The sequence below is a fragment of the Rodentibacter caecimuris genome (assembly GCF_010587025.1).
GTDB classification, from domain to species: Bacteria; Pseudomonadota; Gammaproteobacteria; order Enterobacterales; family Pasteurellaceae; genus Rodentibacter; species Rodentibacter caecimuris.
On sequence record NZ_CP040863.1, the window covers coordinates 2,080,844 to 2,092,702 of the forward strand.

The window sequence follows — 11,859 nt, forward strand, 5'->3', positions numbered from 1 at the left end:
AGCGACCATCCTTTTACTTATAGACTTAGCGTCATTATTTCTCTATAATCGTCCGCGTTTCCCCCCTTAGCTCAGTTGGTTAGAGCAGGCGACTCATAATCGCTTGGTCACTGGTTCAAGTCCGGTAGGGGGGACCAAACGGACTTTTCTCTTCTTATTTCCTCTTACGTTTTCATAAACTAAACCCTTATAAATACTAGCCTCAACGCCATTTTGCTTTATCTCTTCATACGTTTTCTTACGGGTTTATACGTTTACAGCCACAGATTTTAGTTATATGCTTAGTTATACGCTAGCAATAATACAAAAAACCGTATAACTAAAATTCAAAAATGCCACGTATAACCAAGCCTCTCACAAATACAGAAATCGAACGAGCCAAACCGAAAGATAAAGACTACACGTTATCAGACGGGCAAGGGCTTTATTTATTGATTAAACCCTCAGGGGCGAAGCTATGGCGATTTAATTACTATCAGCCTTTTAGCAGCCCTAGAAAGCGAGTTTTGCTAGGCGTGGGGAAATACCCCGATATTTCTTTATCACAAGCCCGCAAAGTCAGAGACGAGTTTTTATCATTGCTTGCACAAAATATCGATCCGCAACAATATCGGCAACAGCAAAGTGCAGAGGAGCAAGAACGGCTAATAAATACCTTGCTTGCCGTAGCGGAGAAGTGGAAGGAAAAGAAAGCGGATGAAGTTCAACCCAAGACACTTGAGAAGAATTGGGGGCGACTTGAAAAGCACCTATTCCCAAAGCTGGGCAATATGCCTATATCTGCTATCACACCTAAATTAGTCATTGAAACATTAGCCCAACTCAAGGAGCGTGGCATAAATGACACTCTTCAACGGGTGATCCGTTTACTCAATGAAATTCTAAACTTTGCCGTGAATGGTGGCTTGATTGAGTTTAATAAGTGCGTAAATGTGGCATCAAGTTTTAGTGCGCCCACCAGCGAGAATAATCCCACTATTCGCCCTGAATTATTGCCTGAATTTCTTTCTGATTTACGAGATAGCAACAGCTCAATGCAAGTTAAGCTATTAATCAAATGGCAACTATTAACCATGGTGCGCCCTAAAGAAGCGGTGAGTGCTGAATGGTCGGAAATTGATTTTAATCAAAAGCTATGGGCTATTCCTGCCGAGAAGATGAAAGGGGGCAAACGTGGGCATATTGTCCCGTTATCTACTCAAGCTATTCGGCTATTAGACAAGATGAAAAAACTCACCGCTGGCGAGCAATATATCTTTCAAAGTGAGATGAAACCCAACCAAGCAATGAACCCACAAACCGCAAATAGGGCAATTAAATTGATTGCTGGTGGCAAATATACCGGCAAACTAACCGCCCACGGTTTACGCAGTATTGCTAGCACTTATCTAAATGAACAACTGATTAATTATGATGTTGTGGAGGCTTGTTTATCCCATATCATCGCTGATCAAACCCGAAAAGCCTATAACCGCTCCGATTACCTTGAACAGCGCATAGAGGTTATGCAGCTATGGGGCGATTATGTAGAACGTTGCTCTTTGTCGCTGGTGGATATTTAGAAAAGTGCGGTTGATATTTACCACTTTGATTTACTGTATAAAAATACATTGAAACGTATAAGAACGTATGAAATAATAAGAGATAACAAGCCGAACAGGTGCGACTAGGCGGGGCGTAATTAACCACGCTGAAAGATAGTAACCCTTATTGCTATTTGTCGCACTTCCTCAAATAAGGGTAACGTTAAGGGGCGTTTTATGAATAAATTAAGACCTGATTATTGTCCTGAATGGTTCGATCTAACTAACTATGAATTTTTAAAGTATTTTCACCGTTCTAGCTGGTCCGTTTTTGTTTTTTACAAAAGATTGGTTTTTAAATCTTTAAAAGAAGGCAATAATTATTTGCCAGAGTATAATAAAAGTTTAGATGCCGGAATGATTACATATACATTTGAGAACGGGCAACAGCTCTGCAATGATGAAAAGGAAGATTTAGATATTATTACGGAAGTAGATTTTCAAGACTTTGTTTTTAAATATCAAGATATCTTGCTATCAAATAATCAGGAACAGAAAGATTTTTTAGAAGAGCTAAGGGGGGAATGTTTATCTTTTTCTCCTAAATTTAGTGATGAAATTACTCAAGAATATATAGAAAGCGTTATGCCTATGAACTATTTAGAGTTTCCAGAAAATATAAATCGTTTAGATAATTTTGATGATCACATTTTTAGTGTAAATTTAGCTTACTCAGATGAAGTTTTATTAGCAACGTTTAAAGAGAAATTAGCCAAATTAAGATCTAAAAAACAAATAAAAGGAAAACGCATTTCAGATTTTGAAATAAATAGCTTAATTGAGCATAGAGTAGTCCCCTACATTGATTTAATGTTATGGGGAATGCTTACTGGTGAGAATTTAACACAAGCTCAAATAGCAAATTTACTATTTCCTGAACTCACCGATATTGATGTAGTAGCAAAACTTAGGCAAACCACTATACCAAAGGCATTAAATCTTCTAAAACAAGTTAGACCAAAGTTTATATAAAATTTAGGCGTAATCTTCTACTAATAGAATTTTACGCCTTTTTTATCTCACTATAAGATGAAACAAAATTATTATTGCTAAAATATTATTTCTATATTTTTCTAATACAAATATTTCTTATTTTTACTTCTCGAATATTCCTCTACATTTAAAGAAAATTCAATCCGCAAGTTAAACAACGAAAAAACAAGAGGATTGAAGAAATGAACAGATCACAAACCCTATCAACGCAAACTCATCAATCTACCCCTCCACACAAGCAATTACTCAACCTTGAAGATGTGCGGGCCATTACCGGCTTTTCTACCACCACCATTTACAAGCACGTTAAAGACGGTATTTTTCCGCAGCCGAAAAAGTGCGGTCGTTCTACCCGTTGGCGATTAGCCGACATTCAAGCCTATATAAACTCATAAGGCGGCATTATGGAAACCATCAACACCACCAGCACTTATGAACAGCAGATATTTATTCTGCGATGTTTAGAGGAACGACCTCATAGCACCCACGAATTAAGAGCCAAAGGGATTTATTACCCACCGGCACGAATCAAGGAGCTACGGGATAAAGGCTATTTGATTGATACCTTTTATCGAGATGAAACCGACAGCACAGGCTTAACTCACCGGGTAGGCGTTTATGTATTACACCAAAATGAAGTAAGCCAAAATCCTTAATTTAACGAGCATAGAGCGATTTTAACAATGAACAATGCAATGACACCAACCCAAGAGAGAAAACAACACAGTGTAACGCTGGCGGGCATTGAGGAGATGATTAGCCGTATCGAGGCATTTTCAAGTTCAGCCGTTACCGGCAAGGCATCAATTATCAACCCTGACGGCACAAAAACACCGATGAAACCGAATGAGTCTTTTGACCTGATTAATGAAATGGCAAATCTTGCCCTAATGGATATTCAAACCTTACGCCAAGAATTTGAACGACTTACCACCATCAATAAAAAACGAGGTGAATTAGTTTATTTGCCTGTGGTGGACGTTAAAGGAGATTTAATCCAATGACCGAACAAGTAAACAGCACTCAAGAAAACGACAGCCAAGAAAAGCCAACATTGCAACAGGCGAGGGAATATTTAGAACGGATTATTTCCATTGCCGGCAAGATGGCGAAAGGCACACCGTTAAAAAACGACATCACAGACAAGGAAATGTGGGCAACTATCCACCGACATTTAGGCAATGTAGATCGCCTGATTGAAATTGCTCAAGAGCAGTTAAGGGAGATTTAAGGCAATGAGTTACGGGCGAGCCATACGGGAAGAGTTTGCGAAAAGCTATGCACGAATTGGCAATGCTACCCACGCATTAAAACAGGTTTTAGGGGAAGAACGAGCCGACAAAATGAAACCTCACACGTTACGAGCCAAAGCCAGCGAATTATTTAACGATTACCGCACACAGGCTTTGATTGAGTTTGAGAAAGCGGAAATGCTATCACGGCGGGAAAGATTGCCACGTTATCGCAAACCCACAGTAAGAACGGATTTAATGAGCAATACCGAGAGGCAAGCGGTTATTTCAAATGAACGTTCTCAAGGCTATGACCCACTGGCAGAGATTAGGGCATTACACCAGCAGTTACTAAGCCGAGTGAGTAAGAAAATACGGCGTGCTTTACGGGGGAAAAGGTAAATAAAGATCCACTACAAAAACGGTAAGGAATGAGATCGAATTGATACCAAACCGATCACAAAACCAACGTATTTTTAAGGAAGATCCACCAATAAAAGCTGACTTTTTAAGGATAAAAAAATGAAATGCGCCATAGCCAAACACAATGATTTACTGCTGAAACAAGCCATTAACCACTACCGGAAATCATCAACGATATTCACGTTTTTGAGCCTATACAGCGACTTTGAGCCTTATCCGATAAGTGAGGTGGTGGACGTGCTGAAACTCAAAATACACGACTTAGAGGACGAATTAGAGCCGTGGCGAAAATTGGGCCGAGAGCATGAAACCCTAGAAACCCAGCTTTACGCCTTGAAAAAACAGCTAAAACGAATGGAACAACGACAAGGAGAAATAACCAATGAACACTAATCAAGAACTACTAGAGGCAGTCTTTCCAAAAGTCTTTCATAAAGAGACCGTGGCAATGACCGATTCATTAAAAGTCGCTCAATACTTTGGTAAACGACACGACAACCTATTGCAGAGCATTAAAAATTTAGGTTGTTCAGAAGAATTTAACGCCCTGAATTTTAAGGCGGTTAAATATACCGATGATAAAGGCGAAAAACGCCCAATGTACCTAATGACCCACGATGGCTTTACCCTCTTAACAATGGGCTTTACCGGTAAAAAGGCAATGCAATTCAAAGAAGCATACATCACCCAGTTTAACAAGATGAAAGATTGGATAACGACTAAATCCAAACTCTCACACGACCAACACCGAATGAATGAGGCAATTAAATTTCACCTTGAAAGCACAGGAAAGCAAGATGAACACATTTACAGCCGAGAAAATAACCTTGTTTATGTGGTGGCGTTAGGTTCAACCCGTAAGAAATGGCTTAAAGATAACGGCTATTCCCCTAATGATGAAATCCGAGACCATTTAACCGAAAGCCAGTTAAAGCTCATTGATGATTTGCTTTCTGAAAATGCAGTGATGATTAAGTTAGGCATGAACTATCACGAACGCAAAGCCAAGTTAGAGCAATCCGCCCTTTATTCCTTGCGTAAATGGGCGTTAGCAGCATAGGAGAACCGGAAATGAACATTAATCAAGCCAAAACCGAAATCACCGCCCTACTGGCTCACCCTTTGAATTTATTTGAAGGAGTAGAAGGAATTAATGCCCGAGATGTGCATAGACTTTTGAAAGTCGGTCGTGATTATTCAAACTGGATTAAAGCCAGAATTAAACAAGCTGGCTTTGTTGAAAATCAAGATTTTGCTTTTGCAGATATAGATTTACCAAAATCAAACAGCTTAGAAAATAAACAGTTTACGCCAAAATTGGCGGAAACTATTGTGAGTTCGATTGATGAAAAATCAGGGGGCTATAAGCCAAAAGTAGGAAGACCGGAAGCGCATATCATCATAACAATTGATATGGCTAAACACCTTTGCTTAATGGAGAAAAACGAAATCGGGCGGGCAATTCGCCAGCACTTTATCGAGGCAGAAAAACAGCTCAAACAGGTTGCGCCAAAGGTTTATAAAAACACTTTAGCCAAAACCCAAGCAAGGTTAGAAGCTATCGACCATAATCGAGAAATGACAGACGCAATCCAAGCCTATTATCAACGCCAAGGAAAAGCCCTAAAACCGCACCATTTCAGCATTAATCACGAACTGGTAGATAGCCTTGTCTTAGGTGAGAACGTGCGACAGTGGAAAGCTAAGCACGGAATTTTAGGCAGAGTACGAGATAGTTTTAATGTGAATCAGATGACGTTGCTCAAACTCTTATTAAAAACCAATGCGAGCCTTATCAATTTAGATATGCCGTATCAAGAACGCAAGGCGCAGTTGCAGAAATTAAGCCAGCGTTATTTAAGCGAGCAGTTGGTGGCATAGGGGGCAAAAATGCTAGAAGAAATCATCCAATTTTTAATGTTTATCAGCCTTTTGATCATCGCTTTCAGTCTTACGGGATAAACACCAATGAAACGCAAATTAAAACCCGTTTATAACGTTACCGGCATAACCCATACAGGCAGCCAAGAGAATATTGCCCAGTTTGACAATAAGGCGAAAATCCTCAAAGGCTTGAGGCAACAAGGGCTAGATTTTGAACGTTATCAATCGATCACCATTACCAAAACCACCCTAATTATTTATGAGACAAACTAATGACTTTTGAAAAATCCAACAAAAACGCTTTACAAAGTGCGGTCAATTTTGGCATTATTCCCACGCAGTCGCAAAAAACGACCGCCGAGCCTCGAAACTCGAACGATAAATCAACGGCGCATAGCACGCCTCAAGCGTGTTTTTTTATGCGTGGTTTACACACACCTAAAGAACGCCGAGAAAGTCTTGAACTTCAAGCGCGTCTATCTATGGTAGCGTGTAATGGGAAAGGTTCCGCCCTTTGCTGTGTTCCGTTGATCGCAGTTTTCGAGCCCGTTACACGTTACCGCCCAAAGCCTCGAAACTTCCGAGCGGTAACTCTTAAATCTATCATCAACGGAGTTACGCAAATGTATCAATTCATTTTTGCGGCTATACGTCGCACCGATTTAACCAATCATATCCAAAAAATCCGCATTAATGCCGACAGTGAACAGCAAGCCCGTGCGATATTAGCACGAGAGTTCGTATTAATCCTTGCCGGCAAAATCAACCTCAAAAACGACCGCACTTTTTCGGAGGTGAACCATGCTTAAACACTGCGCCATCCGAAACGCCCTTTTCGAAAAAGTCGATAGAGACGACACCACCAAAGAAAGCCTAGAAGCCTTACGCAATGAAAGCGAATATCTATGCGAATCGATTGAATATGGGTTATTTGCCGTAGGCAAGATGATGGAGCATTTAGGATATTTTGCTGATGAAGAAAAACAGGATTTCAACGACCAAGCCTTAGACAATGCCACCGTGAGACAACTGGGCGGATTAATTCAGGCAAATGCTTATCTTCTCAATGCACTACGGGATAGTGCAGGCAATGCAGAATTTCACCTTAGCAACATGAAAGCCTTAGCAATGCACACAGGGGGCAACGATGAAACCAACTAACCCAATGGCACAGCTTAAGCAATGGAAAGTAAATCACCAGCAAGACAAAATCAATCGTTTTGTCCGTGAAATGAATCAGACTGATAGCCGGTCTCCAAAATTATCGGACACCCCAAAAACGCAACAGGAAACGCAAGGAGCGATTAAAGGGAAACACAAAGGGAAATTATCACTTAATCCCCTAGCGTTCTCCTATGCTCAAATTACACGGCAATTTAGACTGATTTCAGAGAGTAACAAGCGTTGTTTTGAACTTTACCCCGATGACTTCCACCACAAGTTAAAAATGCGTGCAGAAATGGCTGATTTAGTCGAACGGTTAAAGGCGGGTGGAAAGTTATTTAATGCGTTGGCGAAATCCCAAGGAAACACCCTCACGAAAGACAATGCCGGCACGCTGAAAGACTTTAATCAAGCCAGCGGTTACTTGATTTATAAATTCAATGAGGTGATCGAACAAATCGACCGGCTTAATGTTGAGCGTGTGGAGAATGAGAAGTTACAGGGGGTGAATGATGAATAAACGTATTTTTGTTTTAACGGCAGATTATCCGATTTTTGATAACGCTCACATGCCGATTATTGTCGCCATGCGTGAACCTAAAGCCGAGATTGAGGCACTTTATCAAGCATATTTAACACAGGGAAAACCGGTCAATATAAAATCGGTAAATGTGGATTTTTACACCTTAGAAATCAGACTAGGCAATACCACCCCGCCGATGATTCTCGCCAATGGAATGAAGAAACCTAAATTAGCAGAATGGGCGATTGATAAATTTAAGGTACTTTTTCCGGCAGCTAATTTTCGCATTATTCAATTCAAAGACGTGTTTTTATATAAACAACGCACCGCAATCGGTTTAGAGGGGGTGAAACAATGGCTAAACTAAAAAACGCCCCTTATTTGAAACAACAAGACGCCACCGGGGAAAGTCCAGTTACTATCTGCTTAGGTTCGCAAGCGTGGAGAATTGCCGAGCATTTTAACGAATTAGGCAAAAGTGCGGATGAAATCGCCCTTGAAAATGCCTTAGGCGAAACTGCAGGTAAATTCCCTTGCGTGGTGGCAGATAGTGAAATATTGGAACAGGTCGAAGAATATCGCCTTGCGCCAAAAAACGCCCAATCAATCCGTTTAATTCAAGCCAATAACGGGCAATCATTCCCGGCTGATACGATGGAACGGATTTATTTACACCTTGCTAAGACCACCACCGCCGAGAATGTGATTTATTGCAATGAGGCGGGGGAACTATTGGAAAATGTGAGCCAATATATCCAACGGTTACGCAAGGGCGAAACCTATCACGGTGAAATTCAGCTCATTTGCGAATCAACCCGAGATAATCATCAACCTTACACCGAAAAACGCAAGGAAAACGGCATAGCGGGGCTTTTTAGGGTGATTCCGAAGTTAGACAAGGACACAGGCGAAATGGTCGATAAATGCGAATGGCTGGCGGATTGTGTGGACGTGGTGGGCGTGGGCATTTCCGAGAGTGATTACTTTTCTATGCTCTCTTTCCAAGCGCAGGGCAAAACCGAACCGACTTTAATCGCTCTCCCGTGGGCGGAAATTGGTGAGCGTGCGGGGTGGCAACTGCTCAAGCAAAAGGGCGTTAGGCTCACCAATAGCCAACGCTTGAAACCGCACCTCGCGGATTATCTCCAAGATACACAAGACAAGCCCATTTATCAGATTGTGAATGAAACAGGCTGGCAGGCGGATTTTAACGCGTATATTTTGCCGAATGGTGAAGTATTGGGGAAACCGAATCAGCCCGTTTACTTCAACAACAAATCAGCCACCACCGCAGGTTATCAATCTAAAGGCACGTTAAGCGACTGGCAAAGGGAAATCGGACAATATATCGAGGGCAATCACTCCATGATGTTGGGCGTGGCTTGTGCTTTAGCCGCTCCTTTGATTGGCTTAATTGGTGCGGAAAGTTTTGGCGTGCATTTGTTCGGTAAATCCAGTGCGGGGAAAACCACGATAGCCAATATTGCCAGTTCAATTTATGGTGAGCCTGATTTAATCCGGTTATCGTGGAACGGCACCAGCCTAGGCTTAATTAACGAAGCTGCTGCGCGTAATGATGGTTTTATTCCCCTTGATGAAATCGGGCAAGGGGCAAGTAAAAAGCACGTAGAACAGACGGCTTACGCCTTATTTAACGGTGTGGGGAAAATACAAGGGGCAAAGGAAGGCGGAAACCGAGAGCTAAACCGCTGGCGGATTTTAGCCTTTTCCACCGGTGAACAAGATTTAGAGTTATATCTCAAGCAGGACAACATCAGAACCAATGCAGGACAATTAGTGCGCTTGTTGAATATCCCTATCACGCCCGCCAGCACGTTTTATCATTTTGGCAATGGCAAAGCCCACGCCGACCATTTAAACGCCATGACGCGCCAATACTACGGCACAATGGGCAAAGCGTGGATTATGTGGCTATTGGAAAATAAACAAGCGGTGGTGGCTGAATATCAACGTTATGCCGCACAATGGCAAGCGATGTTACCGAGTGATGCAAGCCCACAGGTTAAACGGGTGGCGGGTAGATTCGCCCTATTAGAAACCGCCCTACAACTGGCAAGCCCTTTCACCGGCTGGAAAACGATAGAAAATCAGACCGCACTTTTACACAGCTTTAATGAATGGGTGAATGAATATGGGCTACATTCCCGGGAAGAAAAGCAGATTATCGAACAGGTGAACGGCTGGCTTTTAAGATATGGATCACGCTTTATTGAAATTCCCCTTAATCCGAATCAGAAAGAGCCGAATGATACGGCAGGTTATCGGTTATTAGTCAATGAACGGAATGACAAAGAGAAGTTTTTTATTTATCCGCAAGTTTATTTAGGAGATGTGATCAAGGGATTTAATGAGAAACAGGCAAATGAAATCTTATTCAATGCCGGAATGTTAGAGCGTTCTAATGAAACACCACCAAGATTTAGGGTTCGTGTTCCGGCAAGTGTAGATAAAAAGCAGACTCGATGTTATGTATTAATTCCAATCTCAGAACCGGAGGAAGAAAAGGAATAAGAAACCTATTTTGAAAGGTACAGACTATCAAATAACAAAGAGCAGATCACAAATGATTTGCTCTTTTTTTATCCACCAACGAAAAAATTTGTGTATAAGAAGGATTTTTTTACCGGGATAACCGGGATAAAACACAGAAATAGAGTTAAATGATTAATAAAAACAATGATATATAAGAAAAAAAGTTATCCCGATTTTGACCTTTTTTATCCCGATTTTAGCCTATTTTATCCCGATTTTAGCCTATTTTATCCCGCTTATTTTTTAATCAATTATTTTCTATCCCGGTTTTATCCCAGTTTATCCCGGGGCTTTGGGATAAAATTGAAAAATTAACCAATTGAAAAATAAAGATATTTTGTGGTTTATCCCGCTATCCCGGTTATCCCGGCATTTTTCTATTATATATACACTTTTTTATTTTTTAGGTGGTGGAAAGTCTTAGGTTGATCCATAGGTGAAACTTTTCTAAATTAACGTTGCTTTTTATGTTGATGTAAATATAATGTATTTACTATCAACCGATAAAGGGCAGTTATGTTTTCTATTGATGGCTTTGAGTGGGATAAACACAAAGCAGAGATTAACGAAAGAAAGCACGGAATTAATTTTAACGAGGCAGTCAGCGTTTTTTATGATGACGATGCATTATTAATTCCTGACCCCGATCACTCATTCTTAGAAGATCGCTTTTTATTGTTAGGGCGTAGTGAAAAAAGCAACGTGCTTGTAGTGGTGCATTGTGAAAGAGATAACAATATCCGGATTATTTCAGCAAGAAAAGCAACCAAACGAGAAATTAACCAATACAGGGGGCAATAATGAGAGAAGAATATGACTTCAGCAAGGGAGTTAAAAATCCTTATGCCAATAATCTAAAATCTAAAAAAGTGGTTACCATTCGCATTGAAGATGAAACCATAGATTATTTCAAAGGCTTGGCAGAAGAAATGAAATTACCCTATCAAACATTGATTAACCTTTATTTAAAAGATTGTGTTGAACAAGGGCGTAAATTAAAAATGACTTGGTAGGGAAAGGGATTGAAAGGCTTAGTGCAGCGCATTTAGCCTTTTTTATTGGAATTTCGGGAGCAGTACGCGCGCGAGGGGTAATTTAACGCCCTCAAATTTGAGGAGATGTGAACCTAATTAAATAACCAACATCCACCAACGGCGGCTTAGCCTCAACTTGAGGATAAACAACGAAACCAAAAATGGACCGGTTAAAGGTGAACGCACTTTTGCACTCACCTAGATTTTACTGAAAGAGTAAAGCCAGTTTTACCAAAACGGGAAATATTACCCAAAAAGGGAAATCTAACTTACCTGAAAAGGGTAAATTTTAGTGGCTCAATTTGAGCGGCTAAATTGGGGTGATCGCTGTTGGCTGATACCCTCTCTTTACGATCCGAATAATTGTTCAAAGAATAGTCATTTTGGTAGATGACTTTTGATTTTAGTTATATGAAATCAATATAGGCTAATTGAGTGTTAATTAAATCAATTAGTTATATTATCAATTC

Annotated in this window: 18 protein-coding genes and 1 tRNA gene; all 19 read left to right on the top strand. The window is 40.6% G+C overall.

Translation table 11 applies throughout. The features are described from left to right. Positions 1-60 precede the first annotated feature (60 nt). A tRNA-Ile gene (locus tag FEE42_RS10115) sits at positions 61-137 on the top strand. A 195-nt stretch (positions 138-332) separates the two neighbouring features. Then, entirely contained in the window at positions 333-1,562 is a 1,230-nt protein-coding gene (locus FEE42_RS10120) for a tyrosine-type recombinase/integrase (protein ID WP_164028444.1), read from the top strand. A 198-nt stretch (positions 1,563-1,760) separates the two neighbouring features. Further along, on the top strand, positions 1,761-2,555 hold the full coding sequence (locus FEE42_RS10125; protein ID WP_164028446.1) for a DUF6387 family protein: 795 nt from the start codon (positions 1,761-1,763) through the stop codon (positions 2,553-2,555). A gap of 203 nt (positions 2,556-2,758) precedes the next feature. After that, the gene (locus tag FEE42_RS10130) at positions 2,759-2,971 is read left to right on the top strand and encodes a helix-turn-helix transcriptional regulator (protein ID WP_164028447.1); all 213 of its coding nucleotides are present in this window, start codon (positions 2,759-2,761) and stop codon (positions 2,969-2,971) included. A 9-nt stretch (positions 2,972-2,980) separates the two neighbouring features. Further along, a complete protein-coding gene (locus FEE42_RS10135; protein ID WP_077664860.1) occupies positions 2,981-3,232 on the top strand; it encodes a helix-turn-helix domain-containing protein in 252 nt (83 codons plus the stop codon). Between the two features lie 27 nt (positions 3,233-3,259). Then, positions 3,260-3,580 carry a hypothetical protein gene (locus FEE42_RS10140; protein WP_164028449.1) on the top strand — a complete coding sequence of 107 codons (321 nt, stop codon included), beginning with the start codon at positions 3,260-3,262 and terminating at the stop codon, positions 3,578-3,580. Continuing rightward, positions 3,577-3,807 carry a hypothetical protein gene (locus FEE42_RS10145; protein WP_164028451.1) on the top strand — a complete coding sequence of 77 codons (231 nt, stop codon included), beginning with the start codon at positions 3,577-3,579 and terminating at the stop codon, positions 3,805-3,807. The genes FEE42_RS10140 and FEE42_RS10145 overlap by 4 nt, the downstream gene beginning before the upstream one ends. A 4-nt stretch (positions 3,808-3,811) precedes the next feature. Further along, positions 3,812-4,210: a hypothetical protein gene (locus FEE42_RS10150; protein WP_237184422.1), complete on the top strand. Its 399-nt coding sequence runs from the start codon at positions 3,812-3,814 to the stop codon at positions 4,208-4,210. A 120-nt stretch (positions 4,211-4,330) separates the two neighbouring features. After that, positions 4,331-4,624, top strand: coding sequence for a hypothetical protein (locus FEE42_RS10155; RefSeq protein WP_164028452.1), 294 nt, complete (start codon positions 4,331-4,333; stop codon positions 4,622-4,624). After that, on the top strand, positions 4,614-5,291 hold the full coding sequence (locus FEE42_RS10160; RefSeq protein WP_164028454.1) for a Rha family transcriptional regulator: 678 nt from the start codon (positions 4,614-4,616) through the stop codon (positions 5,289-5,291). The genes FEE42_RS10155 and FEE42_RS10160 overlap by 11 nt, the downstream gene beginning before the upstream one ends. Positions 5,292-5,302: 11 nt before the next feature. Beyond that, the gene (locus tag FEE42_RS10165; RefSeq protein WP_164028456.1) at positions 5,303-6,112 is read left to right on the top strand and encodes an antA/AntB antirepressor family protein; all 810 of its coding nucleotides are present in this window, start codon (positions 5,303-5,305) and stop codon (positions 6,110-6,112) included. A gap of 87 nt (positions 6,113-6,199) precedes the next feature. Further along, positions 6,200-6,388 (top strand): hypothetical protein, encoded by a 189-nt coding sequence (locus FEE42_RS10170; protein WP_164028458.1) that lies wholly within the window; start codon positions 6,200-6,202, stop codon positions 6,386-6,388. Further along, positions 6,388-6,924, top strand: coding sequence for a host cell division inhibitor Icd-like protein (locus FEE42_RS10175; RefSeq protein ID WP_237184423.1), 537 nt, complete (start codon positions 6,388-6,390; stop codon positions 6,922-6,924). Before FEE42_RS10170 ends, FEE42_RS10175 begins: the two co-directional genes overlap by 1 nt. Continuing rightward, complete coding sequence (locus FEE42_RS10180) at positions 6,917-7,276, top strand: hypothetical protein (RefSeq protein ID WP_164028460.1); 360 nt, start codon at positions 6,917-6,919, stop codon at positions 7,274-7,276. Before FEE42_RS10175 ends, FEE42_RS10180 begins: the two co-directional genes overlap by 8 nt. Continuing rightward, complete coding sequence (locus tag FEE42_RS10185; RefSeq protein ID WP_164028462.1) at positions 7,263-7,799, top strand: hypothetical protein; 537 nt, start codon at positions 7,263-7,265, stop codon at positions 7,797-7,799. Before FEE42_RS10180 ends, FEE42_RS10185 begins: the two co-directional genes overlap by 14 nt. Next, entirely contained in the window at positions 7,792-8,169 is a 378-nt protein-coding gene (locus FEE42_RS10190) for a hypothetical protein (protein WP_164028464.1), read from the top strand. Before FEE42_RS10185 ends, FEE42_RS10190 begins: the two co-directional genes overlap by 8 nt. Next, on the top strand, positions 8,157-10,334 hold the full coding sequence (locus FEE42_RS10195; RefSeq protein WP_164028466.1) for a DUF927 domain-containing protein: 2,178 nt from the start codon (positions 8,157-8,159) through the stop codon (positions 10,332-10,334). Before FEE42_RS10190 ends, FEE42_RS10195 begins: the two co-directional genes overlap by 13 nt. A 537-nt stretch (positions 10,335-10,871) precedes the next feature. Next, entirely contained in the window at positions 10,872-11,156 is a 285-nt protein-coding gene (locus FEE42_RS10200) for a BrnT family toxin (RefSeq protein ID WP_164028468.1), read from the top strand. Next, positions 11,156-11,368 carry a BrnA antitoxin family protein gene (locus tag FEE42_RS10205; RefSeq protein WP_077427175.1) on the top strand — a complete coding sequence of 71 codons (213 nt, stop codon included), beginning with the start codon at positions 11,156-11,158 and terminating at the stop codon, positions 11,366-11,368. Before FEE42_RS10200 ends, FEE42_RS10205 begins: the two co-directional genes overlap by 1 nt. The last annotated feature ends 491 nt before the right edge of the window (positions 11,369-11,859 follow it).

What these genes read in the sequence shown, in the direction of transcription:
- FEE42_RS10205 (WP_077427175.1), top strand. Translation starts at nt 11,156, where the DNA reads ATGAGAGAAGAATATGACTTCAGCAAGGGAGTTAAAAATCCTTATGCC.
- FEE42_RS10130 (WP_164028447.1), top strand. Translation starts at nt 2,759, where the DNA reads ATGAACAGATCACAAACCCTATCAACGCAAACTCATCAATCTACCCCT.
- FEE42_RS10190 (WP_164028464.1), top strand. Translation starts at nt 7,792, where the DNA reads ATGAATAAACGTATTTTTGTTTTAACGGCAGATTATCCGATTTTTGAT.
- FEE42_RS10175 (WP_237184423.1), top strand. Translation starts at nt 6,388, where the DNA reads ATGACTTTTGAAAAATCCAACAAAAACGCTTTACAAAGTGCGGTCAAT.
- FEE42_RS10195 (WP_164028466.1), top strand. Translation starts at nt 8,157, where the DNA reads ATGGCTAAACTAAAAAACGCCCCTTATTTGAAACAACAAGACGCCACC.
- FEE42_RS10185 (WP_164028462.1), top strand. Translation starts at nt 7,263, where the DNA reads ATGAAACCAACTAACCCAATGGCACAGCTTAAGCAATGGAAAGTAAAT.
- FEE42_RS10165 (WP_164028456.1), top strand. Translation starts at nt 5,303, where the DNA reads ATGAACATTAATCAAGCCAAAACCGAAATCACCGCCCTACTGGCTCAC.
- FEE42_RS10200 (WP_164028468.1), top strand. Translation starts at nt 10,872, where the DNA reads ATGTTTTCTATTGATGGCTTTGAGTGGGATAAACACAAAGCAGAGATT.
- FEE42_RS10120 (WP_164028444.1), top strand. Translation starts at nt 333, where the DNA reads ATGCCACGTATAACCAAGCCTCTCACAAATACAGAAATCGAACGAGCC.
- FEE42_RS10160 (WP_164028454.1), top strand. Translation starts at nt 4,614, where the DNA reads ATGAACACTAATCAAGAACTACTAGAGGCAGTCTTTCCAAAAGTCTTT.
- FEE42_RS10180 (WP_164028460.1), top strand. Translation starts at nt 6,917, where the DNA reads ATGCTTAAACACTGCGCCATCCGAAACGCCCTTTTCGAAAAAGTCGAT.
- FEE42_RS10135 (WP_077664860.1), top strand. Translation starts at nt 2,981, where the DNA reads ATGGAAACCATCAACACCACCAGCACTTATGAACAGCAGATATTTATT.
- FEE42_RS10125 (WP_164028446.1), top strand. Translation starts at nt 1,761, where the DNA reads ATGAATAAATTAAGACCTGATTATTGTCCTGAATGGTTCGATCTAACT.
- FEE42_RS10150 (WP_237184422.1), top strand. Translation starts at nt 3,812, where the DNA reads ATGAGTTACGGGCGAGCCATACGGGAAGAGTTTGCGAAAAGCTATGCA.
- FEE42_RS10155 (WP_164028452.1), top strand. Translation starts at nt 4,331, where the DNA reads ATGAAATGCGCCATAGCCAAACACAATGATTTACTGCTGAAACAAGCC.
- FEE42_RS10140 (WP_164028449.1), top strand. Translation starts at nt 3,260, where the DNA reads ATGAACAATGCAATGACACCAACCCAAGAGAGAAAACAACACAGTGTA.
- FEE42_RS10170 (WP_164028458.1), top strand. Translation starts at nt 6,200, where the DNA reads ATGAAACGCAAATTAAAACCCGTTTATAACGTTACCGGCATAACCCAT.
- FEE42_RS10145 (WP_164028451.1), top strand. Translation starts at nt 3,577, where the DNA reads ATGACCGAACAAGTAAACAGCACTCAAGAAAACGACAGCCAAGAAAAG.